22 protein-coding genes are annotated in these 23,143 nt (G+C 60.0%); 14 read left to right on the top strand and 8 right to left on the bottom strand.

Annotated elements, in window-relative coordinates; genetic code table 11:
- The first annotated feature begins 277 nt into the window (after window positions 1-277).
- The 3 genes from ACO08A_RS27860 to ACO08A_RS27850 all read left to right on the top strand — a co-directional run bounded on the left by ACO08A_RS27860 (window position 278) and on the right by ACO08A_RS27850 (window position 2,494).
- A complete protein-coding gene (locus ACO08A_RS27860; protein WP_422039101.1) occupies window positions 278-1,081 on the top strand; it encodes an aspartate dehydrogenase in 804 nt (267 codons plus the stop codon).
- 115 nt (window positions 1,082-1,196) lie between these two features.
- On the top strand, window positions 1,197-1,850 hold the full coding sequence (locus ACO08A_RS27855) for a GntR family transcriptional regulator (RefSeq protein ID WP_422039100.1): 654 nt from the start codon (window positions 1,197-1,199) through the stop codon (window positions 1,848-1,850).
- 119 nt (window positions 1,851-1,969) lie between these two features.
- A complete protein-coding gene (locus ACO08A_RS27850; RefSeq protein ID WP_422039099.1) occupies window positions 1,970-2,494 on the top strand; it encodes a GNAT family N-acetyltransferase in 525 nt (174 codons plus the stop codon).
- 12 nt (window positions 2,495-2,506) lie between these two features.
- Here ACO08A_RS27850 and ACO08A_RS27845 read toward each other — a convergent pair whose 3' ends face one another.
- The 5 genes from ACO08A_RS27845 to ACO08A_RS27825 form a co-directional block, all read right to left on the bottom strand.
- The gene (locus ACO08A_RS27845; RefSeq protein WP_422039098.1) at window positions 2,507-3,457 is read right to left on the bottom strand and encodes a GNAT family N-acetyltransferase; all 951 of its coding nucleotides are present in this window, start codon (window positions 3,455-3,457) and stop codon (window positions 2,507-2,509) included.
- Window positions 3,458-3,581: 124 nt separating this feature from the next.
- Entirely contained in the window at window positions 3,582-4,490 is a 909-nt protein-coding gene (locus tag ACO08A_RS27840) for a fatty acid desaturase family protein (RefSeq protein WP_422039097.1), read from the bottom strand.
- A gap of 833 nt (window positions 4,491-5,323) precedes the next feature.
- Window positions 5,324-9,292 (bottom strand): efflux RND transporter permease subunit, encoded by a 3,969-nt coding sequence (locus ACO08A_RS27835; protein ID WP_422039096.1) that lies wholly within the window; start codon window positions 9,290-9,292, stop codon window positions 5,324-5,326.
- Window positions 9,289-10,392, bottom strand: a complete 1,104-nt coding sequence (locus tag ACO08A_RS27830) for an efflux RND transporter periplasmic adaptor subunit (RefSeq protein WP_422039095.1) — start codon at window positions 10,390-10,392, stop codon at window positions 9,289-9,291. The genes ACO08A_RS27835 and ACO08A_RS27830 overlap by 4 nt, the downstream gene beginning before the upstream one ends.
- A gap of 24 nt (window positions 10,393-10,416) precedes the next feature.
- On the bottom strand, window positions 10,417-10,968 hold the full coding sequence (locus ACO08A_RS27825) for a PadR family transcriptional regulator (RefSeq protein ID WP_422039094.1): 552 nt from the start codon (window positions 10,966-10,968) through the stop codon (window positions 10,417-10,419).
- A 315-nt stretch (window positions 10,969-11,283) separates the two neighbouring features.
- On the opposite strand from ACO08A_RS27825, the gene ACO08A_RS27820 reads away from it, so the two are divergent.
- The gene (locus ACO08A_RS27820) at window positions 11,284-11,670 is read left to right on the top strand and encodes a hypothetical protein (RefSeq protein WP_422039092.1); all 387 of its coding nucleotides are present in this window, start codon (window positions 11,284-11,286) and stop codon (window positions 11,668-11,670) included.
- 5 nt (window positions 11,671-11,675) lie between these two features.
- Here ACO08A_RS27820 and ACO08A_RS27815 read toward each other — a convergent pair whose 3' ends face one another.
- The gene (locus ACO08A_RS27815) at window positions 11,676-11,804 is read right to left on the bottom strand and encodes a hypothetical protein (RefSeq protein ID WP_421982567.1); all 129 of its coding nucleotides are present in this window, start codon (window positions 11,802-11,804) and stop codon (window positions 11,676-11,678) included.
- 328 nt (window positions 11,805-12,132) lie between these two features.
- Between ACO08A_RS27815 and puuE the strand changes: the two genes are divergently transcribed.
- The 4 genes from puuE to ACO08A_RS27795 all read left to right on the top strand — a co-directional run bounded on the left by puuE (window position 12,133) and on the right by ACO08A_RS27795 (window position 15,097).
- Entirely contained in the window at window positions 12,133-13,044 is a 912-nt protein-coding gene (puuE, locus tag ACO08A_RS27810) for an allantoinase PuuE (protein WP_422039091.1), read from the top strand.
- 517 nt (window positions 13,045-13,561) lie between these two features.
- On the top strand, window positions 13,562-14,137 hold the full coding sequence (locus ACO08A_RS27805) for a hypothetical protein (protein ID WP_422039090.1): 576 nt from the start codon (window positions 13,562-13,564) through the stop codon (window positions 14,135-14,137).
- A 1-nt stretch (window position 14,138) separates the two neighbouring features.
- The gene (locus tag ACO08A_RS27800; RefSeq protein WP_422039089.1) at window positions 14,139-14,522 is read left to right on the top strand and encodes a winged helix-turn-helix domain-containing protein; all 384 of its coding nucleotides are present in this window, start codon (window positions 14,139-14,141) and stop codon (window positions 14,520-14,522) included.
- 182 nt (window positions 14,523-14,704) lie between these two features.
- Complete coding sequence (locus tag ACO08A_RS27795) at window positions 14,705-15,097, top strand: hypothetical protein (protein ID WP_422039088.1); 393 nt, start codon at window positions 14,705-14,707, stop codon at window positions 15,095-15,097.
- On the opposite strand, the gene pcaF is transcribed toward ACO08A_RS27795, so the two are convergent.
- Entirely contained in the window at window positions 15,064-16,269 is a 1,206-nt protein-coding gene (gene pcaF, locus ACO08A_RS27790) for a 3-oxoadipyl-CoA thiolase (RefSeq protein WP_422039087.1), read from the bottom strand. The two genes, ACO08A_RS27795 and pcaF, sit on opposite strands and share 34 nt — an antisense overlap.
- A gap of 96 nt (window positions 16,270-16,365) precedes the next feature.
- Window positions 16,366-17,754 carry a mannose-1-phosphate guanylyltransferase/mannose-6-phosphate isomerase gene (locus ACO08A_RS27785; RefSeq protein WP_422039085.1) on the bottom strand — a complete coding sequence of 463 codons (1,389 nt, stop codon included), beginning with the start codon at window positions 17,752-17,754 and terminating at the stop codon, window positions 16,366-16,368.
- A 178-nt stretch (window positions 17,755-17,932) separates the two neighbouring features.
- Here ACO08A_RS27785 and ACO08A_RS27780 point away from each other — a divergent pair, with 178 nt between their 5' ends.
- The 6 genes from ACO08A_RS27780 to ACO08A_RS27755 all read left to right on the top strand — a co-directional run bounded on the left by ACO08A_RS27780 (window position 17,933) and on the right by ACO08A_RS27755 (window position 23,013).
- Window positions 17,933-18,793, top strand: a complete 861-nt coding sequence (locus ACO08A_RS27780) for an ATP-binding cassette domain-containing protein (RefSeq protein ID WP_422039084.1) — start codon at window positions 17,933-17,935, stop codon at window positions 18,791-18,793.
- On the top strand, window positions 18,783-19,601 hold the full coding sequence (locus ACO08A_RS27775) for a metal ABC transporter permease (protein WP_422039083.1): 819 nt from the start codon (window positions 18,783-18,785) through the stop codon (window positions 19,599-19,601). Before ACO08A_RS27780 ends, ACO08A_RS27775 begins: the two co-directional genes overlap by 11 nt.
- Window positions 19,602-19,638: 37 nt before the next feature.
- Window positions 19,639-20,049, top strand: a complete 411-nt coding sequence (locus ACO08A_RS27770) for a Fur family transcriptional regulator (protein ID WP_422039082.1) — start codon at window positions 19,639-19,641, stop codon at window positions 20,047-20,049.
- A 158-nt stretch (window positions 20,050-20,207) separates the two neighbouring features.
- Entirely contained in the window at window positions 20,208-20,789 is a 582-nt protein-coding gene (locus tag ACO08A_RS27765) for an NnrU family protein (RefSeq protein WP_422039081.1), read from the top strand.
- Window positions 20,790-20,983: 194 nt separating this feature from the next.
- The gene (locus tag ACO08A_RS27760) at window positions 20,984-21,664 is read left to right on the top strand and encodes a tetratricopeptide repeat protein (protein ID WP_422039080.1); all 681 of its coding nucleotides are present in this window, start codon (window positions 20,984-20,986) and stop codon (window positions 21,662-21,664) included.
- Window positions 21,661-23,013 carry a PQQ-binding-like beta-propeller repeat protein gene (locus ACO08A_RS27755; protein WP_422039079.1) on the top strand — a complete coding sequence of 451 codons (1,353 nt, stop codon included), beginning with the start codon at window positions 21,661-21,663 and terminating at the stop codon, window positions 23,011-23,013. Before ACO08A_RS27760 ends, ACO08A_RS27755 begins: the two co-directional genes overlap by 4 nt.
- Window positions 23,014-23,143: the final 130 nt, after the last annotated feature.

The raw sequence follows: 23,143 nt of genomic DNA, 5'->3' as shown, positions 1-23,143 counted from the left end.
GAAGGGTGTGTAGAGCGGGCTTCCTGCCCGGTCAAGCACGCTGACGACACGGGGTGAAGCCATTTCCATGTCCTTCGGATTTGGCCGGATTGCTTCTCCCCAACGTCGCGAAAGGCTCGAAAATGAACCACATTTCCTGCGCTTCCGCTCCTTGAGGAGAAGCAATCCGCCTCAAACCATTTCGGCCTCATTTATGAGTCCATCACCTAGCCCGCTCGGAATCAGGCTGTTGCGACCGAGATCAGGGCCATGTTTTTGCCGAACAGGAGTAAGCCGCATGAAAATCGGTATCGCCGGGACGGGAGCGATCGGACTTGCTGTCGCAAGAACGCTGGCCGAAGGTGGCATCCCCGGATGCGACCTCGCCGGCATTTCGGTCCGGAACGCCGAGCGGGCTGCGGAGGTGGCTCGTGAATTGTATCTCCCGCTACGCAACATGACGTTCTATGAGCTCGCGGATGCGTGCGATCTTGTCGTTGAAGCTTTACCGCCGGCACGTTTCGACAGTCTGGCCCGGCCCGTTCTTGAAAACGGCAAGGTACTGGTTGTCCTGTCGGCAAGCCAGTTGCTCGGGCGGGAGGACCTGATTGATCTGGCGTCCGGGGCAGGCGGGCGCATTCTCGTCCCATCCGGGGCAATGCTCGGCCTGGATGCCATCAAGGCCGTCAACCAGGGCACCATCACGTCAATCACGATCGAGACCCGCAAGCCCGTCGCAGGTCTGGTGAACGCTCCGTACATTCAAAAGGCGGGACTCGATTTGAGTGCGCTCTCCGAAGCCACCTGCATTCTGGCCGGATCGGTTACGGAAGTCGCGCGCGCGTTTCCGGCGAACGTGAATGTGGCAGCCGCGCTCAGCCTTGCCGGGATCGGCCCGGACCGGACGCGCATGGAAGTGTGGGCGGACCCGGCCTTGAGCCGAAACCTGCACACGGTCCGGGTCGCCTCCGACAGTTCCGATTTCACGATGCAGATCCAGAACCGTCCGAGTGCCGAAAATCCGGCAACCGGCAGGATCACGCCGCAGAGCGTCATCGCACTTTTGAAGGATCTGCATGCGGTCATGAGAATAGGCACTTGACGCTATCGAAAAGGAACATGCAATGCTTGCAGCAGGCAGGGGCCGTTTCCGGTTCAGGCACATTTTCCGGCGGCAACCTCATGACCCGGATTGACGAAAGCAGCTCTGGTACCCGATGACGAAAGAAGACATTTTCGAAACTCTGCGCATGCGGGTCTGTATGCTGGACTATGCGCCGGAAGCGCGTTTGAACGAACGGGAACTGGCAGCTGAATTCGGTGTCAGCAGGACACCCATGCGTGCCGTCTTGCAGCGCCTCGAACGCGATGGCCTCATAGAGAGCAGGCACGGACAGGGCACTGCCGTCACAAGCATTGACCTGAAGCGGATGCAGGATGTCTACGTGGTGCGCATGCGGCTGATGGATGCGCTTTCCGACAGCGCGAGACTGCCCATACCCGATGGGCTGGAGGCGAAACTTGCCGATCTGGTGACTGCATGCGCCGGGTTGCTTGAGAGCCGAGACAAGCGAGAATTCGCCCAGATCAACATCCAGCTGAATACGATCCTGCACGGACTGGTCAAGAATGACGTGTTGCGCGAGATAAACGAGAAGCTTTTCTTCGAGTCCGCCAGGTTCTGGTTTCTGCTCCTGGACGAACTGGATTTTGCCGAACAGGTGCAGGCGCTGATTGACGAGATCTCGATGATCCGCCGTGCGATTGCGCTTCGGGACGTGAAACTCGCCGCTGAAATTCACAAGGCCCATCTGGCATTGGTCCTCTCATCCATCAGGCAGCGGAACGCCGCTTCCGGCGCCTCCTCTTGAGCGCGTGTGCGGTGGCATCTGCGTCGCTTGACAGGTGTCAATGAAGTCCGGCGGGAAAGCCTGCAGTGTTTCAAGCGTCCGGCGGCAAGTGACCGCCGAGGGAAAAGCGGGAGCAGCGAGTGACGCCCGAAATCGAGTTCAGATGCACAGAAACGCGCGACCTGGAACCTCTGCGCCAACTCTATGTCGACGCTTTTCCGGACGAAGACTTGTTTCCCCTGGTCTCGAGCCTGCTTGGTGGCACTGCACCGGTGACGTCGCTCGTGGCCGTTTCCGGCGGGGCACTTGCCGGGCATGTCATTTTCACACGGTGCACGGTGGAGCCCGGTGACTTCGGCGTTGCCTTGCTCGGTCCGCTCTGCGTGACACCTGAACTTCAGCAAAGCGGGATCGGTTCCGCATTGGTGCGGTCAGGTTTCGATCACCTGAAAACGGCGGTTGGCTGCGTGTTTGTTCTCGGTGATCCGAAATATTACGCCCGTTTCGGGTTCAAGCCTGATCACCTTGTCGAAACACCCTGTCCGATCCCTTCTGAGTGGAAGGATGCCTGGCAGTCCGTACGACTTGATGACGGCAGCACCGTCATCACCGGACGCCTGATTGTTCCCGATGCCTGGAATGATCCATCTCTTTGGTCTGATTGAGATGCGTGTATTTCAGCACCGCTTGCGAACGAACATCTGTTCGGTGACAGACTTGCCCCATTGATCGCCGACATATTCGTCGGCAAGGATAAAGCCGTTCCGCTCGTAGAGGCTTCGGGCTGCATCGAGACCCTTCAGTGTCCAGAGGTGAATCTCGTCGAAGCCGTGTGCGTCGCAGTGGTCGAGGGCCTTGAGCAGCAGTGTTTTGCCAAGGCCGAGGCCGCGAAGTTTCTCCGACAGGATGAACCAGCGCAGGTGGGCAATGTTGCCGTCCAGGTCCTCACCGTCGATGCTGATCGAGCCGATGATCTCGCCGTTTTCCAGAATGCTCCAGCTGTTGTTCAGCGGGCTGCCGACGCGCTGCATGAAGTCGGCCATTGCCTGGGAGACGACACTCTCGAAGGTCGGTCCCATGCCGACAATCGCGCCATGCGTCCTGGCATGCAGCGCGGCTATGTCACCGATCATTCCTGTCTGATAGCCTTCGAGGATCTCAAAGCGGTGCCCCGTCTTGTTGGCGCTCTGATCCGAGTCGGCCAGGGCATCGGCGTAGGTGGTCAGGGCATCGGCAATCGAGCGCGCCGAGCCGTTTCTAACCCTCGACAGGGCCGTGCGGGCCTGCTGATCGCCGAATGTGTCGATCTCGGCGAAGGTTTTCCAGCCGGAATTTGTGAGGCTCAGGCCGAAGACGCGGCCATCTTGTTCGGAGCGCGTCTGGAGGATGTCACCGCGGATTTCCAGCGCTTTGAGAAGCCGGCTGATCGTGGATTTTTCGAGCTTCAGCCGGGTTGCCAGATCCTTGGCCGTCACGCCGGGGTGCAGCCCGATTTCCATGATCGCGTGAACGCCCGAGCCCGAAAGGTCCGTGCCCGCGATCGTCTTGTCGAGAAACCCGAACTCCCGGACAAGCTGACGGGAGGCGGAGCGGATGTCCTGAACGAGCGAGGTGGAGATGTCGGTCATGGGTTACCTGAATATAGTTGTATAATGCAACTATATGATCGGCGCGCGGAAATGGCAAGCGGCCCGAAACACATTCAACGGCCGGGAAATATCGAAATCCACCAAAGGGAAGGGGTGGGGCAGGTCAGCCGGTACCGGGCAGGTCTTTCAGACTGCCCAGATAGTCCTTGTGGAAGGATCGGTAGCTTTCGGAGGTCGCACCGAGATGTGCTTTCGTGAGCCGGTGCAGATCGGGGAGCCTGTGAAATGGAACCGTGGGATAGCTATGATGCTCCGCATGGTAGGGCATGTTCCAGGCGAGTGTACGGACAAGCCTGTTGGTATGAGTTGTCCGGCTGTTTTCCAGCATGTTCGCGACAAAGGCACAGCGGCCATGTTCGGCAAGAAGATATAGACGCAGGAAAGGCTGCCCGAGGAGGCAGGGGACAACCCAGACAAACAGGAGAACGTCCGACGCCGCCATGAATGACAGCGCGGCCAGCGCTGCATAGAGGACAATCGATCGTGCCGCCTCACGCCGGACTTTTTTCTTCCCGTTTGCGGGGACAAACGGATCGGTGCAGCGGCCCGAGGCGTTCCGGAAGAGCGTTTTCAGTTCGCTCCACCAGGTCGGCAGACCGCTGACATGAACGATATACTGCCGAAACGTCTCAGGCTTTGCTCCGGCAAGTTCCGGGTCATTTTCCGGGTCCTGGGTATGCCGGTGGTGGGCGAAATGGAAATACCGGAACCAGTCCGCCGGCACCAGGATGAGGAAACCGCAGATCCTTGCAACAAGGTCGTTGAGCCACGCCGACCGAAAAGCGGTTCTGTGGACGGTCTCGTGGAGCGTGGTGAACAGGAACATGATCAGGATGCCCTGTGGAACCATCAGCAAGGCCCAGCCGGGGACTTCCAGCGCGATCATTGTTCCCAAAATCGCAATCGATCCGAAATGAACCGCAAGCGCTGCAAGGCCCTTGCGGTCCGACGTTTCCGTCAGTTCGGTTCTCTGCGCCGCCGTCAGACCGGCAAGAAATGATCGATGATCCATCAGGTTTTCATATCACATGTGACGGCATGGAAAGAGCGTGAGCGTGGCGCGCCCTCGTCACCTTGTCGCGTCAAATGCGTCGATGCCACTCGGCAGGTATTGGCTTCGCCTCCTCCCGGGTGTCATCCCCGACTTGATCGGGGATCCAATCCACTTTGCGTCCAATTGCGTGTTGCGGGCAGGGCGCGGCGGTCCTGCTTTCGGTCGAACGACAGACGCTCTGGAAACGAGTGGATCCCGGATCTCCGCTGCACTGCGTCCGGGGTGACGGGAAGAGGCCGAGCTCTCGGGGCCAACCTTACTTCCGCACGACCTCATCCTTCGAGACAGCGCTCGCGCACTTCCTCAGGATGAGGGAGAGGCTTGAGCGCATGCATGCGCAAGGTGAACATTTTTGCCGTCCAACCGCGTCTGCGTCACCCCGGACAAGCGTCAGCGCGGATCCGGGGCCTACTCGCCTGTCGGCTTGCCGCATCGGGCGATTGTGTTCGCTTTTCGGTGTTCCACTCGAGGGCTCTGGAAACGAGTGGATCCCAGATCTCCGCTGCGCTGCGTCCGGGATGACAAACGGCTGGAAGAAACCGTCATTCCGGACAAGTGCAGCGTCAGCTGCGCACCGATCCGGAAACCAGATGTATTTCGCGCCGAAGGCGCGGCTTGTTCCGGTGGTTTCGACAAGAGTGTTCGCTTCGCTCACGCTGATTTCTGGATTCCAGATCGGCGCTCGTCATTGCCTCACTTGTCCGGAATGACGTTTGGAGTTTGCTTGGATTCAGCAACAAAAAAGACCGCGCGGAGCGCGGCCTTTTGATCTTATTCGGTATGGCCTCGGATCACTCGGCCGCGAGCGGCTGTTCGTCCTGCGGCGGCACCTTGGGCGGTGCCGGTTTGGGCATCGAGACAACCTTGGCGGCCGGACGTTCCTTCTCCAGATCCGGGTCGGTCCACTCGACGTCCTGATCCGCATCCGTTTCCGGTTCGACTTCCGCTGTTCTGGCCGCTGCTCTTTCACGGCGTGCCGTCGCGCGGCCCGCAAACCAGTTCCAGGTCGCGGTGTAGCTCCGTGCCCAGGTGTTGGGCAGGGCAATCATGACCGGGATCAGGATAAGCGTCAGGATCGTCGAGAAGGCGAGACCCGAAATCACTGCCGTCGACAGCTGGATCCACCAGATCGCCGTAATCCCGCCGACCGCGATCGTCTTGGAGAAGAAGTCCAGATTGACGGCGGTCGCCATGGGCACCAGGCCGACGATCGTCGTCACCGTCGTCAGCAGGATCGGACGGATACGCTGACCGGACGTCTTCAGGATCGCATCGAGCGGATCGAAGCCGTCATGCCGGAAGCGGTTGTAGGTATCGATCAGAACGATGGCGTTGTTCACCACGATCCCGGCAAGCGCCACGACACCGGTTCCGGTCATGATGATCGAGAACTTCTGGCCCGTCAGCATCATGCCGAGCAACACGCCCATCACCGACATGACCACCGTGGAGAGGGTCAGGAAGGTCTGGTAGAACGAGTTGAACTGGGTCAGCAGGATCAGGAACATCAGGAACAGCGAGGCCATCATGGCCCGCATCAGGAATTCACCCGATTCCTTCTGGTCCTCGTCCGCACCCCGGAATTGCAGATAGACATTGTCCGGGAAGGTCTGGGTATCCAGCCATTCGCTGAGTTCCTGGACCTTCGCGTCGACCGTCAGCGGCTTGCCGTCCGCGTCGACCGCCGTCTTGTCGACGGTTGCCTTCAGCATCATCGAATAGAGGCCGTCGCGGCGGGTGATCGAAGACACTTTCGGCTCCGGCGACCGGTCGATGAAGTTCGCGATCGGAACGAGACCGAGCGGCGTCTGCAGACGCAGCTGGTCGAAGCGGTCGAGCGTCCGCTCGTCGGCTGGAAGCCGGACGCGGATGTCGACCTCGTCCTCGGAATCCGTCGGCCGGTAGTTGCCGATCAGAACGCCGTTGGTGACCAGCTGGACCATGTTGCCAACCGAGCCGATACCGGCCTGGTAGCGCCCGGCCTGTTCACGGTCGATGTCGATCTGCCATTCGATGCCGGGCAGGGGACGGTCGTCCTCCTGGTCGATCAGGTGATCCATCGTGTCCAGATGCGTCCGGATACGCGCAACCTGCTCCACCATGGTGTCATAATCGGTGGACGTGACCTCAAGCTGGATGTCCTTGCCTGTCGGGGGACCGCCCTCGATCTTGCGCGTCTCCACGCGGATTCCGGGGATGTCCGCGGACCTGTCGCGGATCTCGGCAAAGATCTCCGAGGCCTTCCGGCGGCAGCAGTATTTAGCCAGTTCCAGCGTCATTTCGCCGATGAGATCGCCCGGCTTGTCCTGAACGCCGCCGATGAAATCGGGGCCGCTTCCGCCTCCCGGAGGATAGGCGGAGGTGATGACATTCTGGATGCCGGCCGTCTTGAGCACTTCCGCTTCGACCCGCTTGACGATCTCAAGCGACTCCGCTGCGGACATGTTGCCGCGCGCGGACACCATGACGACGGCCTGGTCGGGCTCCTCGTCGACGAAGAACTCGACACCGGTCGGATTAGACGCGAAAGACGTGAAGATCAGGAAGGAGGTTCCCAGAACCGCGACCAGCGTCAGGATGTTGCCGAGCGGGTTGCCCGCCAGCAGTTTCAGATGCCGGACATAGAGACCGGTAAAGCCCTTGACGGTGCTGGCCTCGAAGCGGAGTTCCTCGGGCTTGTCGCTTTCGCTGCTTCCGTTTCGCGTACCGAACCCGAGCCGCTTGCGCAGGCCGTCGAAGACCCACTCAATTGAATGGACCAGCGGCGAGATGGCCTTGTAGGCCGCCCAAACGGCAATGAGCGCAAGCGCGAAGACAACCAGGAAGAACCCCGTGTTGAGTGCGATCGGATGGGAAAACACCGTGAACGGATGCCCGAGACCCGCGATCGATGCGAACACGGAGTTGATCGTGTCGGTGACGACCGGCGGACGCGTTGTCGCCAGGAAATAGGCGAAATAGGCCGCGAAACCGACCGCAATTACTTCAAAGATCAGCGAGACAAACGTCACGGAGCGGTATTGTTTGGCGGGTTTCCGGTTTTCCTCTTCGACCTGAGTTGCCGCGCGTTCGCGCCTCCAGCGCACGAACGGTCGCAGAATGAGATAGGCAACGATGAGCGTGACCAGACCGGCAGCACCTGCCGCCGGTACAGCCATGGGAGAAGCGGCAAGCGCCTCAAGGAAGGCTGGCGAACCGGGAGCGGCACCGAAAGATCCCAGCGTCGCAACAGCGGCGATCGCACCAAACAGGACCGCAAGAACAAAGGCCGCTCTGCGTTCGATCCAGTGCGTCACCATCGCGAAGATGCCGCCCGTCACCGGCAGGAACACCATCGCGGTGAGGAGCGCCGCGGTCAGAACGATGATGACCATGATCGGCAGGTAGCTCATGAACTCGCCGGCAACGCCGGGCCAAAGCAGCATGGGCAGGAATGCAACGAGGGTGGTCGCTGTCGAGGAAACGATCGGCCAGAACATCAGGCGCGCAGCGCGAATGTAGGCTTCACGGTCCTCCATGCCCTCGCTCACCTTGCGGTCGGCATATTCGACCATGACGATCGCGCCGTCGACGAGCATCCCGACCGTCAGCACGAGCCCGAACATGACCATGATGTTCACGGTGTAGCCGAGACCCGACAGGATCAGGAAGCCGACCATGAAGGAGGTCGGGATAGCGAGACCGACAAGCAGGGCCGAACGCAGGCCAAGGGCCGCCAGCACCAGGATCATCACGAGGAAGATCGCCGTCAGGATCGACGACTGAAGCGAACCGAGCACCTCGAAGATGTTCGAGGACATGTCGATCATGTAATCGACCTGGATCGTCTCCGGCCAGTCCTTCGTCGCTTCGTCGACAACCGCGCGGATGGCGAGGTTGTTCTCGATGATGTTGGTGCCGATGCGCTTGGTGACGTTCAGCGCGATGGCCGGGCTGCCGTTCACGCGCGTGTAGGAATCGGCATCCTTGAACGTGCGCCGGATCTCGGCGACGTCGCTCAGGGTGACGACACCTTCACCGGCCTGCTTGATCGGCAGGGAATAGACGTCGAGCGCATTCTCGACGAGGCCCGGAACCTTGACGTTGAAACGCCCCTGGCCGCCGTCGATGTAACCGGCCGGCACAAGCTGGTTGTTGTTCGACAGCGAGGTCAGGAGTTCCTGCTGGGTGATGGCGTAGGATCCCAGTTTTTCCGAATCGATCAGAACTTCGAGCTGTTCTTCCCGGTGACCTGTCAGGTCGGCCGAGCGCACGGTGTCGATCGCCTCGACCTGATCCTTCAGGCGGCGCGCATGCTGATAGAGCGTGCGTTCTGGCACGCTGCCCGAGAGCGCAATCGTGATCGTCGGTACGAGCGCGAAGTTTGTTTCCGAAATAGTCGGTTCTTCGGCGTCCGCGGGCAGTTCGCCCTTGGCGGCATCCACCTTGTCGCGGACATCGGCGAGCGCTTCGTCCTTGTCGAAGGAGATGTCGAATTCCAGAATGATCCCGGCATGGCTTTCCGACGCGATTGCCGTGATTTCCTTCAAGCCGTCGAGACCGCGAAGCTCCGTTTCCATCGGGCGCACGAGAAGCCTTTCGGCGTCCTCGGGGGAGATCCCCTGCTGAACGATGGACACATAGAAGACCGGAACGTCGATGTCGGGACTGTCTTCCTTCGGAATGCTGATATAGCTGAAGACCCCGGCAACCAGGAGTGCCAGCATCAGCACGAAGACCGTCTTGGGACGTCTCAGGACGCCTTCAAGCATGTTTATCATTGGGTGAGCCCCGCAGTTTCAAAGACCGGCTGGACGGTCTCGCCGTCACCGACATATTCCTGTCCGACCACGATCACGGTCACTTCCTCCGGAAGTCCGCCGACCCACAGGCCGTCACTTTCGCCACCGAGCACCTTGACCGGGTAGAATGCGGTCTTGTCGTCCTCGACAACGGCGCGCACACCGACGATCCCCGCATCGCTCAGGGTCAGGATGGCAGGCGAGATCTTGTGTGCCTTTTCGATCGGCAACGCCAGGCGCGTCACGGCGGTCACACCGTCGCGTGCAATGCCCTCCGGGTTCGGCAGCTCGACCTCGACACGGAACGTGCGTGTATCGGGCTCCGAGGAGGGAGAGACGTAGCGGACCTTGCCCGTCATTGTTTCTCCGGTGACGAGCCTGACTTCAGCCGGCATGCCGATGGAGATCTGGCCGATATTGAGTTCGGAGACCTGCCCGATTGCAATCATCGGATCGGAATTCACGACGGTTGCGCAAATGCCGCCATTGTCCAGCTGGGCTCCGATTTCCGCCATCGGGCTTTCGATGACGCCATCGATCGGCGACCGGATGACCGTGCGTTCAAGCTCCAGTTCCGCCTCTTTGACACGCGCGCGCGCCGCATCGAGACCGGCCTGGGTCGCAGCCGCCCGGGTTTGCGCCGTGAAGCCCTTGTCGGCAAGTTTCGTCGCGGCAGAGTGGTCGAGTTCGGCCTGTGCGAGCAGAGCCTTCGCTTCCAGCACGCCGGCTTCGCGCGAACCGCGATCCAGTTCGCACAGGACATCGCCGGCGGCAACACGTGCCCCTTCGCGTGCGGGGCGCCTGACCACGTCGTCCTTGGTCTCCGACATGACGGCAACCTTGGCCTCTGCCTCGGTGCGTCCACGGACTTCCAGAATGGCCTGGCGGTCCTGTGCCGTCAGCTTCAGAACCTGCACCCGGAACGTGGTGTCTGCGTTTTCGGCAACGCGTTCCGCCGGCGGCGGCACTGCGTTCTCGCCGTCGCCGACACCGCCAATGACAACGGTGCCGCCCGACATCCAGTAGCCTATGCCTGCGGCAAGGCCCACCGCCATGATATAGGACAACTTAACTTTCATGGGTCTTCACTCCGAAACTCAAACTTACTCGGCGGCGTCCGACACGGGCTTTGCCGCGTCTTCTGCAATCTTCACGAGCGCATTTCCGTGTTCTTCAAGGTAGGCCAGCGTGCAATTCATGCAGGCGATGCCGTAGCTCCTGGTCCAGTTGGAACCAGGGTGGCTGCATTCTTCATCGGATTCCGTCAGCAGGCGCAGTTCCTCGAGCACCTGCGCCTTGCGCCTTTCAAGCGCACGGCGGATGACGTCGGGTGGCAACTGGGCAGCATTGAGGGCGATCAGCAAAAACGGGGACTTGAACGTGTCGGGAGCCTGCGGTTCGCAAAGATAGTCGATGAGTTCCGCATGGCCCGCCTCCGTGATGGAATAAACCTTCCGGGCAGGCTTTCCCGCCTGCGGTTCTTCGCGGACGGTAACGAGACCCTCCGATTCCAGTCGTGCAAGTGCGGGATAAATCGAACCGAAACTCGCGTCATCGAAATAGCTGAACCGTCCGTCGGTAGACTCCTTGCGGATCTCGTATCCGGTCGCGTCGCCGAAAGACAGGATCGCCAGGCACAGACTGCGTACACTCATCGGTCTCTCCGTTCCCGAAGGCGTCCCTTCGGATTGACGGCTTGTCTACGCGGCAAACTCGTCGCCGGATGTTATCTCCGGCTGTGGCGCAGAAAAGGGGTATATGTTGGTTCGATATATCGGACTAATATATATCATCCTGAAATGAATCAAGGGTGCGCTGCACAATTATTTGGAGCTGTGACGAATTGCGTCAATCCTCGCAGGCGGCCGGACAGGCAGGGGGCAAGGGGCCTGTGCATTTTGTCACCTTGCCGCTTGCGCCCCGTGCTTTATCTTCTTTCCGGTAAACGGCAAGCCGCATGGGAGTTGAAGATGCCGGACCAGCAACAGGCAAGCGCGACGCGCAATCTGAGCCAGGATCCGCTTATGCGGCTCATCGCGATCAATGGTGTGGCAGGCGTCGGTGTCGCCATGCTGGTCATGGGCGGCATCTTCTGGACCAATATCGGCAACCTGCGTGTTCTCGTCGCCGGAGCGGAAGACCCGGTTCTGCCCGTTCTGATGCTGGCGTTCGCGCTTGTCATCACGCTCGGTTCCGTAGTCATCGGTTCGGCGATCATGCTTGTCGGCAGGAATAATCGGAGCGGTGGCCCACGAGGCGGCAAACCTTTCCTTGCCTGGACAGCGGGCCCGCAGAGAGCACCCGCCTATGTGAGCGCCGCACCGAACCGCAGCCGGGCCCGTGGCGCAACGCATTGAAACATCTACATTCCGGGAATGTGAACAAAGGCGATCGCGCTTGCATCTGCCGAGCGGGTGGGGCGGGTATCTGAAAAAAGGGTCATGGCGGCGGCCGTGAGCAACAGGAGCAGGCCTGCTGATGACAGTTTCATCACATTAATCCTTGCGATCGTGGCCGTCCCCCAGCACTGTCCGCGAGACACTGGATAAGTTGCAAGGCTCTAAAACGCCGATAATCACGTGTATAAAATTTTACCGATCGCGCTTTTTTTACCGCCTGCGCGGGCGATAGGTTGCGCTTGATCACATGTTGCGGTCTTTTGAAAGCACCTGATTTGAGTGGCAATTTTCAATCGCGTCAGGATTGCCAGCGGGAACGGCCAGCGATCTTGGGCTTGATCTCGGGCATCGCGCGTTTCGCGTCACGGGCGATCCGGACACCGGCCGTTTCAATCCATGGCGGCAATGATGGAGCAAGACATGAATGACACCTATCCACGCGACATGGTCGGGTACGGGCGGACCCCTCCAGATCCGAAGTGGCCAGGTGGTGCGAAACTCGCGGTCCAGTTCGTCCTGAACTACGAGGAAGGCGGCGAGAACAATGTTCTCCACGGCGATTCCGCATCCGAAGCCTTCCTGTCGGAAATTGTTGGCGCCCAGCCCTGGCCGGGCAGGCGGCACTGGAACATGGAATCCATCTACGAATACGGATCGCGAGCGGGATTCTGGCGGTTATGGCGCCTGTTCACCGAGCGAAACCTCCCGGTCACCGTTTTCGGCGTGGCAACCGCGCTGATGCGCAACAGCGAGGCGGTCGCAGCCATGAAGGAGGCCGATTGGGAAATCGCATCGCACGGTCTGAAGTGGATCGAGCACGGTGACATGGAGGAAGCCGAGGAACGCCGTCAGATCCGCGAAGCGATCCGGGTCCACGAGGAGGTGACCGGTGCGCGCCCGCTCGGCTGGTACACCGGCCGGTGTTCCATGCAAACACAGAAGCTGGTGCTGGAGGAGGGCGGTTTTCTCTACGATTCCGACAGTTACGCGGACGATCTGCCCTACTGGGTGGACGGGCCCGACGGGGATCATCTCGTCATACCCTATGCGCTCGATACAAATGACATGCGGTTTGCGTCGGCGCAGGGCTTCAACTCGGGCGACCAGTTTTTTGCCTATCTGAAAGACGCTTTCGACACGCTCTATGACGAAGGCCGGCGCGGAACGCCGAAGATGCTGAATGTCGGCCTTCATTGCCGGCTGGTCGGCCGGCCGGGCCGTGTTGCGGCGCTGGCTGGTTTCCTCGACTACATCGCCAGTCATGCCGATGTCTGGATTACGCGCCGCATCGACATCGCCTGGCACTGGCACGCGCATCATGGACGCGTCTAAAGGCATCAGGCAGGCGGGTACTACGCCTGAAATAAATTAACCCCGACAGCCGTTTCCCGGGCGGCTGACGGGGCAATGAAAATTTCTGCTCGCAACAACGTCTAGAAATCGCATTTCGTAACGTAAGTAAACAGTTCGTTAAATTTAACCTTAAGATTTAAATCTGCTTGTAATCTTGCAGGATGCTTAACGTTTTGCGTCCGGCTGGGCAGAACTTTTGGCGCGGTTTGCCGTCAGGCAATCCGCACATGGCCGAATTGACCTCGGCTGACGCGCGGCCCGTCGCCGAGCCGGCATCCTGGCCCGGCGGCAACGAAATACATGGTCCTGAAATCGTTGAATGTTCTGAAGTTTGTATCAAAATGATACGAAAAGCTGTGAATTTCGACGTTTTCCCGGGAAGGGAATTGCGCCTTGCGGGTTTTGCAGACGGTGGGGGAGTAGAACGGATGGGTTTGGGGCCCGTCGGTTCGCTCAAATGCAAGGCCGGTTCGCCGGCTTGTGTTGAACCAGGTGGATGTCGGGCAAACAGACTGTGAATCTCTCAACGATACGTACTGTGGCAGACAGCGTATTTGACTATCGGCTTCGTGTGCTGAAACACGCGGGATCCCCGCTTTTCCGGAATGTGTGTGTCTACCGGGATTGCTTCGATGGTCTTTCGCCGGCCGGGATTGCAGAAAGCGGATCTCCGCTTGAGGCAGCAACGGCGGCTTTGAAAGATAACAAGGTCAAGCCCTCTGAAACTGGTTCCGCAAGACGCATCTCCGAAGAAGATGATGTGTCCTGTAAGGCACGCGCGTCGTCGCTGTTTGACGCACGTACCTCGCGTCACTCCAGAATGGATCAAACAGCGTTTCTCAAAGAAAACAGAACCGAAGATCGCGACATCTGTGCCGGCGAGTTCCGCCAGGCGGATGAGCCGAATGTCGCGGCAAAGAGAGAACGAAACTCCATGAAACCACTAATGCGGCAGACATTGAAAGACTGTGGGCAAAACAGGATCTGTCCGGAAAGCATGATCCTCGTCGGAACGTCAACGCTGGCAGCGCGAACTGACTGCGTTGCCACGAAGAACTGCGGGGGGCTTTGATATGAGCCTTGCGCTTGACTACGAAATTGTACACCTGCGCGAACAACTCGAGCAAAAAGAGGCCAGGATTGCCGAGTTGGAGCGATTGATCGCGGACCAGCAGGTCGTCTTTCCACCGGATTGGGATCTGACGCGCATCCAGACCCGCATCCTGAGATTTCTGTTGAAGCGGAACTTCGCCAACAGAGAGCAGATGCATGCGTTCCTCTACGCGGACCGTGATGATGGCGGACCGGAACTGGAAAACATACGGGTGCACATTTGCCTGCTTCGCAAGAAGCTGAAACCGCATGGTGTGAACATCAGCTGGCTGGTCGGAATGGGCTACAGGCTCGACGATGAGACCAAGGAAAAAATCCGGTCTGCGTCCACGCGTCCCGAGTGAATGAACTGACGGTTAGCGTGATCGGCGGGTGTGCCCTGGTGCGCCCGCCCGATGTCGCGCGTAAAGTTAACCTTACCAGCTAAAATACAACTTAAAACTGAGCAATTCGTATTGCCTGTTTCGCGTGTATCGCATACCACCGCAAGAGCTTAACATTTTGTTAATTAAAGCTTGAGGTTGAGATGCGGTTCGTGTTGAAGAATTTTCATATAATTGTTTTTGCTTGCGTTTCACTGTTCTCCGCGGCCTGGATTGCAACCGATCCCGGGCGCGCGGAGAAGATCGCTCGCCCTCTGGTGGAAGACGCGCGCGAGGTCAAAATGCTGGCAACCGGTGCGTATCGGGAGTTGCGCGACTACAACTGGCGCGCGGCCTGCGACGAATTCGTAACCATGTATGTCACGGCGATGCGCATGCCTTCGCTGGTGTTCGAGCGACTTGCTGATCGGCTGGACAAGTTCAATGATGACATCTCCAAGCGCGCGCAGGGCGCGTCTGGGCTGACACCGCGAGCGGAGACGGAACGGCAGCTGGCCTTCGGTCAAGCGGATGCCATGGCGAGTGCGATGCCTTGACCGACACCGATGCACATGGTCGCGAGGGCCAGCTTGCCGCCGCGGTTTTTCAGTTCAAACGCGGCTGAGCCTGTAATACGCGCCCCGGACATGCCGAGCGGATGCCCAAGCGCGATGGCGCCGCCATTCGGGTTGAGCGTGTCGCTGTCTTCGGGCAAGCCGAGATCCCGGCACACGGCGATGGCCTGAGCGGCGAATGCCTCGTTCAGTTCCACGACGTCGAATTCACCCGGTGACAGGCCAAGACGCTGGCAGAGCTTGCGTGTTGCCGGGGCAGGGCCGATGCCCATGATCCTGGGCGGTACACCCGCGGTCGCGCCACCTAGGAAACGGGCAACGGGAGACAGGTTGTACTTGCCGACCGCAGTCTCGGAAGCCAGCAAGAGAGCGGCGGCACCATCGTTGACACCAGACGCGTTCCCTGCGGTCACGGTCCCGTTTTCCCGGAACGGCGTCTTGAGTGCTGCGAGCGCTTCGCGCGTCGTGCCGTGTCTGGGGTGCTCGTCCTGCGAGATCAGAACCGGATCGCCCTTTCTTTGAGGGATCATGACAGGAACGATCTCTTCAGCCAGACGGCCGTTTTTCTGCGCAGTTTCGGCCTTCCGCTGACTGTTGAAGGCGAAATCGTCCTGATCCGAGCGCGACACGGAGAAGTCTTCGGCGACATTCTCGGCCGTTTCGGGCATGGAATCGATGCCGTATTGACGTTTCAGGAGCGGATTGACGAAGCGCCAGCCGATCGTCGTGTCGTAGATCTCGGCTTTTCGTGAAAACGCGGTATCGGCCTTCGGCATGACCAGCGGTGCCCGTGACATGCTTTCCACACCGCCTGCAATCGCGACGTCCATTTCACCGGCCTTGATGGCCCTTGCGGCCGTCATCACGGCGTCCATGCCGGATCCGCACAGCCGGTTGAAAGTCAATCCGGGCACCGTGTCGGGCAGTCCGGCCAGGAGAGCCGACATTCTTGCAACGTTGCGATTGTCTTCGCCGGCCTGGTTGGCGCACCCGAAAAAGACGTCATCGAGCTGCGCCCAGTCCATGTCCCGGTTCCGCTCCATGAGCGATTCGATCGGAATGGCGCCGAGGTCATCGGCGCGGACCGAGGACAATCCGCCGCCGTAGCGTCCGATCGGCGTTCGGACGTAGTCGCAAAGAAAGACGTGATGCATGTCGATGGTCCCGGAAAACGCGGTTTCTGGAACAAGGTCTTGGACAACCTTTGCATCGATTGCAAGTGCAGTTCCCGCGAATGTCCGAAGCGTCGCTCAGTCCGTGTGGCGGACGATGTCGTCTTCGGCAAGATAGGTGCCGGATTGAACCTCGATCATCCGCACGGGGATCTTGCCAGGATTGTGCAAGGTGTGCCGCGCGCCGAGCGGGACGTAGGCGGACTGGTTTTCCGTCAGCAGGCTGGTCTGGCCGTCAATCGTGATTTCAACGGTTCCCGACACCACGATCCAGTGCTCGGTACGATGCAGATGGCTTTGCAGACTGACCCGTTGTCCGGGCTTGATCATCATCGATTGAACGGCAAAGCGGTCGCCGGCGTTGATGCGCTCCGTGTATCCCCACGGCTTGTAGGCGCGCGTATGACGGTCGACCTCGTCGCGGCCTTCGGCCTTCAGCTGATCGACCACCTTCTTGACGTCCTGCGCGCTGTCCTTGTGGGCGACGAGCACGCTGTCGCTGGTTGCGATCACCATTACGTCTTCGAGCCCGATCACCGACACAAGACCCTGCTGTGAATAGGCGAGGCAGTTGTTGCTTTCCAGAAAGCGCGTGTCGCCGAGCCCGGAGTTGCCGCGTTCGTCCTTGTCGAGCACGGTCCAGATGGCGGACCAGGACCCGAGGTCGTCCCATTCGGGAGCCACCGGTGCACAGGAAACGTTCTGCGCCTTTTCCATGATGGCGTAATCGATGGAGATATCGTCGAGCTTTTCGAAGCTGGCTTCGTCAAGCCGTGTGAAGTCCAGGTCGCTGCGCCGGGTCTCCATGACGTCGCTGACGGCCTGGAACAGCTTTGGCTGATGGGTCTTGAACGCGGTGATCATGGTGTCCGCGGAATAAAGGAAGATGCCTGCGTTCCAGACATAGCTGCCGTCCTCAAGGAAAGCTTTTGCGCGATCAATGTCCGGTTTCTCGACGAATTTTTCGACAGACCGCACAGGAGCCTCGCCGGGCGCGACCTTGATGTATCCGTAGCCTGTGTTCGGCTCTGTGGGCGTGATGCCGAATGTGACAATCGATCCGTCCCGGGCAGCGCCTTCAGCCGCACGCACGGTGCCGAGAAAGACGTCTTCCTTGCGGATCAGATGATCTGAGGGCAGCAGGAGAATAAGTGCATCCGGGTCGGCCTCCGCGGCGATGATCGCGGCCATGAGCGCAGGTGGTGCCGTGTTCCGGCCGACCGGTTCAAGCAGGATGCTGGTTGCCGCCATTCCGAGTTCCGCGAGCTGTTCGCCCATCTGGAACCGGTGGGTATTGCTGCCGATCACGATCGGATCGGCAAACCCGGGCTGGCGCACCCTTTTGCAAGTTTTCTGGAAAAGGCTCTCACCCTCAAACAGGGGCAGGAACTGCTTGGGCCGGTCCTTGCGCGAAAGCGGCCAAAGGCGTGAGCCGACACCGCCGGACAAAATGCATGGAAAAATCATCGAGCGAACCCTGTACAGAAACGAAAGCGTGTCCGCTTATACACGTCAATGCATCCGATTTGATTAACGTTGGCGATCGGCGGACGGGATTCTGGCTTGACTGAAGTTCATGTAATAATATAACGCGACTTCCGGTTTTCTGCTGGAAAATCCGGCATATTCGGTACAGGCTTGTGAAATGGTGCTTGAAAACGACAAGTTGGCGGACCTCGAGAGGGCAGGGGTACGCAGAGGTGGAAGCTGGCTCGTAAGGGGTGTCGACCTGTCGGTTTCTCCGGGTGAAATCGTGACCCTGATCGGGCCGAACGGATCCGGCAAATCGACGACCGCGAAAATGACGCTCGGCATATTGAAGCCCTCGGAAGGGTCAAGCCGGCGCAAGAAGGGGCTGAAGGTCGGCTATGTGCCGCAGAAACTTGCAATTGACTGGACATTGCCTCTGACGGTTCGACGCTTCATGCGCCTGACCAATGCCCTGACCGATGACGCGTGTTTCCAGGCTCTTGAACAGACCGGTGCGAAGCATTTGCTCAACGCCGAGATGCGCACCCTGTCGGGCGGCGAGCTGCAGCGCGTCATGCTGGCCAGGGCGATTGCCCGAAAACCGGATCTTCTTGTGCTGGACGAACCTGTCCAGGGTGTCGATTATGCCGGTGAGATCGCTATTTACGCCCTCATTTCACAGATCAGGGATGCGCTCGGATGCGGCATCCTGATGATTTCGCACGATCTTCACGTGGTTATGGCAGCGGCCGACCAGGTGATCTGCCTGAACGGGCATGTGTGCTGCCGGGGCACGCCGTCGGACGTAAGCAAGGACAACAATTATCAGGCCCTGTTCGGGACCAGAGCAAGCGCCGAGCTCGCGGTCTATGAGCACAAGCATGATCACGTCCATCTGCCCGACGGATCGGTCAGGCATGCGGACGGAAGCGTATGCGAAGACTGTCCCGGCGAACATCATGACCATGATCACGGGCAGGCCGACGTTTCCGGGAAGATGCGCGAAACGCCGGGCGGAACCACGCATGCTGGATGACTTTTTCACGCGAGCGCTCGTCGCCGGCGTGGGCGTTGCCCTTGTGGCTGGCCCTCTTGGCTGTTTCGTCATCTGGCGGCGCATGGCCTATTTCGGCGATACCCTGTCTCACGCGGCGTTGCTGGGCGTCGCGCTCTCGCTGCTGTTTGACCTGAACACGACGCTGGCCGTCGGCGGCACATCGGTCGCACTTGCCTTGATCCTTCTGTCCCTGCGCCGAAGCGAGATCCTCTCGTCGGACGCGTTGCTCGGGCTGTTGTCGCATTCCGCGCTCGCGCTTGGCCTTGTTTGTCTGGCGTTCATGACGTGGGTGCGCGTCGATCTCCTCGGCCTCCTTTTCGGAGACATCCTCGCAGTGACCCGCGTCGACATTGCCATGATATATGGTGGTGGTGCTTTTGTTCTGTTCGTCCTGGTTGTAGTGTGGCGACGGCTGTTCGCGGCGACGGTCAACCCGGACCTTGCCGGAGGAGAAGGCCTGGAACCCGAAAGGATGGAGCTGGTATTCATGCTGCTCACGGCGGTTGTGATCGCGATCTCGCTCAAGATTGTCGGTGCATTGCTGATCACTGCGCTCTTGATCATTCCGGCCGCCGCTGCACGCAGGATGTCCGCGTCTCCGGAGCAGATGGCCTGTCTTGCTGCGGTGCTCGGAGCGGTCTCCGTTGTCGGCGGGCTCTATGGCTCCCTGACCTATGACACGCCGTCCGGACCGTCCATCGTCGTCGCGGCGTTGTTGCTGTTCGTCGTCAGCCTTGTCCCGGCGGGGGGACTTGTGAGAAAAATAAAAACAGGTCCAGACCGATGATATCGCGTCCCGGCCCAAAGCAATCAGGAGACCGTCCGTGTCTGCGCATACGCATCCCGAATTGACGAAAAACCAGTCGCTTGTGTTCGGTTCCCTGTCCGACGCGGGCGGACCGCTGACGGCCTATGCGATCCTGGATCTGCTTCGTGAAAGCGGGTTCCGCGCCCCGCTACAGGTCTACAGGGCGCTCGACAAGCTGGTCGAATACGGCATGGTTCATCGGCTTGAAAGTCTGAATGCCTTTGTTGCCTGTGCACATACCGGGTGTTCAGCCCACGGGACGGCGGCCTTTGCCATTTGCGAACAGTGCGGTGATGTCCGCGAATTCACCCCCGACGAAGCGATCAGGGCGCTGCAGGAGTGGACCGGGACACAGAACTTCAAGCTTGCCCGCATGACGATCGAACTGCGCGGAACCTGCGGCAAGTGTCTCGAGGCGGCCGTCTGAACCCGGACAAGCCCCTTTCTGCATGCTCGAAAGTTGAATTTTGCGATCAAACGCCCGGCCATGTTGCAGGCCGGGCGTTCGCCTCTTATGGTCCGCGAACGCGGGAAACTGACCAGCCCTTCATTTGACGGTTGGCGGGCAAACTGAGGGAGAACGGTATGGCTCTGCTGCTGGCCGGTTTGGTTTTGTTCTTGGGAATTCATGCCGTGCCCATGTTGCCGGCCTTGCGCGGCAACCTGGTCGGGAAACTGGGCGAAAACGGCTACAAGGGCCTTTTCAGTCTGGTGTCTTTCGCCGGGTTGGCCCTGACGATCTACGGCTACGGAGACGCCCGCTTCGAAGGGGCGCCCGTGCTCTACGACCCGCCGCTGTGGCTCCGCCACGTGACCATGCTGCTCATGGTCCCGGTGTTCATTTTCCTCGTTGCGGCCTACGTGCCTTGCAAGATCAAGAAAGTCCTCAAGCACCCCATGCTGGTCGCGGTGAAGCTCTGGGCGCTGTCCCACCTTCTGGCGAACGGGGACCTGGCGTCGGTCTTGCTGTTCGGAGGATTTTTCCTGTGGGCGGTGCTCGATCGCATTTCGGTAAAGCGGCGCGGACCGCTTGCGAGCCAGGGGCCTGTCACTGCGGGGGAGCCAGGCCGCTATTCCGACGTCTGGGTGATTCTCATCGGACTGGCGTTGTACGGCCTTTTTGTCTGGAAGCTGCATGTACTCCTGATTGGTGTCCCTGTCGGATAGGCTTGCGCGACAAAAATCCCTCGGGATTTTGTCAATTCGGGACGGATTGCCCCACTTGCGCCATGAAGGGGGGCTTAAAGCCCCAGCAGGGAATTGCCCAAGACGGATCAAATGGATAATGTGCGCCACTCGAAACAGGGTGGTAGCTCAGCACGTGAACGGGCCGCTGAGATCAATGCAGGAAATAGACACGCATGTCTGATATTTTTCGTGAAGTCGACGAGGACATCCGCCAGGAGAAATACCGCCGGCTTTGGAACAAGTTCGGTATGTGGATTATCGGCGTCGCGGTGCTGATTGTTGTCGGGACGGCCGGATACCGCTTCTGGCTGGGATATGAAGAAACGCAGTCGCAAAACGCCGGGGACAAGTTCTTCGATGCCGTCGCGCTGTCTGAACAGCAGCAATACCAGGAAGCCGCTGAAATCTATAGTGAACTTGAGAACACCGTCGGCGGTTATCCTGCGCTAGCGAAGTTTCGCAGAGCCACGGATCTGGCCAACTCCGGACAGTCTCAGGAAGCGCTCGATGCATTTGACGCCCTTTCACGCGACAACACGCTCATGGAGGCGATGCGGAACGTCGCCGCGCTGCGGGCAGGTTATGTGGCCGTGGATACGGAAGACTACACTGCAGTCGCTGACCGGGTCGAAGGCCTGACCGGAGACACCGGTCCGTTTCGGGCAGCCGCGCGCGAACTGCTTGCCTTGAGCGCCTGGAAAAACGGCGACTTTGAAACCGCCAGCCGCTGGATTACCGCGCTTGAAGACGATCCGGAAACGCCGGTTGACGTGAGCCGCAGGGCGTCGCTTCTGGGTGAGGTGATCCGCGCAAATGACGGCGGTGCAACGGCCGGCGAAGGAAGCAACCAGTGATCTTTGCAGCAGTCGCAGCCCGTAGAAACACCCTGCTGGGTCTCTTCGCACTTTCCCTCACGCTGACCGGATGCGGTTCGGTGAGCGAATTTGGCGATTCCATCAATCCGTTTTCCCGCGAAAAGATCCTGCCAGGTGAGCGTCAGCCCGTTTTTGACGGTGCTGATCCCGCGGCCCGTGCACTTGGCCAGACCGCGAAGGTCGGTCCGGCCACCGGTGGCCAGACCTGGACGACCAGCGGTGGCGGGCTGACCAACGATCCGGGGAATGTCGCGGTCTCGGTGTCCGGCAGCCAGTCCTGGCGCTCCAACGTCGGAACATCCGGGCGGGGACTGACCTCCGCTGCGCTCAGACTGTCCGCGCGTCCCGTGAGCGACGGCAGCAAGATCTACATTTACAAGCCCAACGGCGAAGTTGTTGCGCTGTCGACCGGTGGCGGACGCGTCTGGACCCAGAACCTGCGGCCCGAAGGCGAGCGCGATGTGGGCCCCGGTGGCGGTGTGACCGTCGCGGACGGGGTGGTCTATGCCGCGACAAGTTATCGTCAGCTGATCGCGCTTGATGCCGGCTCCGGACAGGTCCTGTGGACGGCGGATCTGGACACGCCTGCGCGCGGTGCACCGGTCGCCGGTGCCGGTCATGTCTTCGTGGTTTCGCAATCGAATGAAGTCTATGCCCTGTCGCAGTCTGACGGAGCGGTTGCGTGGACCTATGCCGGCATTGAGGAAACCGCCGGATTGCTGTCGGTCGCAAATCCGGCCATATCCGGAAATCGCGTGATTGTTCCGTTCTCCTCGGGCGAGATCATGGCCATCGACATCAAGTCCGGCGAAGCGGAATGGATCGACAGTGTCTCCCGAGGGTTCAGGACCCTGGCCCTGTCCGGTCTCGCCGACGTCTCCGCAAGCCCGGTTGTTGCCGACAACATGGTCTATGCGACCGGCGTTGCCGGCAGAACGGTCGCGGTTGAGGCACGGACCGGTCTGCGGCGCTGGGAACAGGATCTCGGCAGCGTACACACGCCCGTCGTGTCGGGTAGCGCCATGTTCATGGTCGACCTTGACGACCGGATGGTGGCGCTTGACCTGAAGAACGGCGAAACGCTTTGGGCGACCTCGCTGCCACGACCGGAAAAGAAGAAGCGGAGACGCAACTGGGCCGGCCCGATCCTGGCGAACGGTGCCCTGGTCGCGTTTTCCAGTGACGGCCAGATCGCGATCGTGGACGCGACGACGGGGAACATCATGACGTCGCAGCGCACGAATGCCGATGTCTATGTGACACCGATCGTCGCCGGTGGCCGGATCATTGTCCTGAGCGGCAACGACGGGGTCACTGCGTTTAACTAGGCCGGCGTCGGACCCGCCGGCCTGGGGCGATGGGGTGTGACGTTCAGAAATTCAAAGAGAAAGAGCGATTTGTCCGCGATCAGGCGGGCAAATCGCGTTTTTGCGCGGCTTCGGGGTTGGGACCTGCATG

Origin of the sequence: Roseibium sp. (genome assembly GCF_965232425.1) — a bacterium.
In the GTDB taxonomy this organism is placed as follows: domain Bacteria; phylum Pseudomonadota; class Alphaproteobacteria; order Rhizobiales; family Stappiaceae; genus Roseibium.
The sequence above is the reverse complement of the archived record's forward strand: the minus strand, read 5'-3'. Positions and strand labels throughout refer to the sequence as shown.

Bases quoted from the DNA above. Each gene is read 5' to 3' on its own strand.
- ACO08A_RS27780 (WP_422039084.1), top strand. From the start codon at position 17,933: ATGGTGCTTGAAAACGACAAGTTGGCGGACCTCGAGAGGGCAGGGGTA.
- ACO08A_RS27800 (WP_422039089.1), top strand. From the start codon at position 14,139: ATGAGCCTTGCGCTTGACTACGAAATTGTACACCTGCGCGAACAACTC.
- ACO08A_RS27835 (WP_422039096.1), bottom strand. From the start codon at position 9,292: ATGATAAACATGCTTGAAGGCGTCCTGAGACGTCCCAAGACGGTCTTC.
- ACO08A_RS27815 (WP_421982567.1), bottom strand. From the start codon at position 11,804: ATGAAACTGTCATCAGCAGGCCTGCTCCTGTTGCTCACGGCCGCCGCC.
- ACO08A_RS27795 (WP_422039088.1), top strand. From the start codon at position 14,705: ATGCGGTTCGTGTTGAAGAATTTTCATATAATTGTTTTTGCTTGCGTT.
- ACO08A_RS27845 (WP_422039098.1), bottom strand. From the start codon at position 3,457: ATGACCGACATCTCCACCTCGCTCGTTCAGGACATCCGCTCCGCCTCC.
- ACO08A_RS27825 (WP_422039094.1), bottom strand. From the start codon at position 10,968: ATGAGTGTACGCAGTCTGTGCCTGGCGATCCTGTCTTTCGGCGACGCG.
- ACO08A_RS27855 (WP_422039100.1), top strand. From the start codon at position 1,197: ATGACGAAAGAAGACATTTTCGAAACTCTGCGCATGCGGGTCTGTATG.
- ACO08A_RS27760 (WP_422039080.1), top strand. From the start codon at position 20,984: ATGTCTGATATTTTTCGTGAAGTCGACGAGGACATCCGCCAGGAGAAA.
- ACO08A_RS27775 (WP_422039083.1), top strand. From the start codon at position 18,783: ATGCTGGATGACTTTTTCACGCGAGCGCTCGTCGCCGGCGTGGGCGTT.
- ACO08A_RS27785 (WP_422039085.1), bottom strand. From the start codon at position 17,754: ATGATTTTTCCATGCATTTTGTCCGGCGGTGTCGGCTCACGCCTTTGG.
- ACO08A_RS27860 (WP_422039101.1), top strand. From the start codon at position 278: ATGAAAATCGGTATCGCCGGGACGGGAGCGATCGGACTTGCTGTCGCA.
- ACO08A_RS27820 (WP_422039092.1), top strand. From the start codon at position 11,284: ATGCCGGACCAGCAACAGGCAAGCGCGACGCGCAATCTGAGCCAGGAT.
- ACO08A_RS27805 (WP_422039090.1), top strand. From the start codon at position 13,562: ATGTCGGGCAAACAGACTGTGAATCTCTCAACGATACGTACTGTGGCA.
- ACO08A_RS27840 (WP_422039097.1), bottom strand. From the start codon at position 4,490: ATGGATCATCGATCATTTCTTGCCGGTCTGACGGCGGCGCAGAGAACC.
- puuE (WP_422039091.1), top strand. From the start codon at position 12,133: ATGAATGACACCTATCCACGCGACATGGTCGGGTACGGGCGGACCCCT.
- ACO08A_RS27830 (WP_422039095.1), bottom strand. From the start codon at position 10,392: ATGAAAGTTAAGTTGTCCTATATCATGGCGGTGGGCCTTGCCGCAGGC.
- ACO08A_RS27765 (WP_422039081.1), top strand. From the start codon at position 20,208: ATGGCTCTGCTGCTGGCCGGTTTGGTTTTGTTCTTGGGAATTCATGCC.
- pcaF (WP_422039087.1), bottom strand. From the start codon at position 16,269: ATGCATCACGTCTTTCTTTGCGACTACGTCCGAACGCCGATCGGACGC.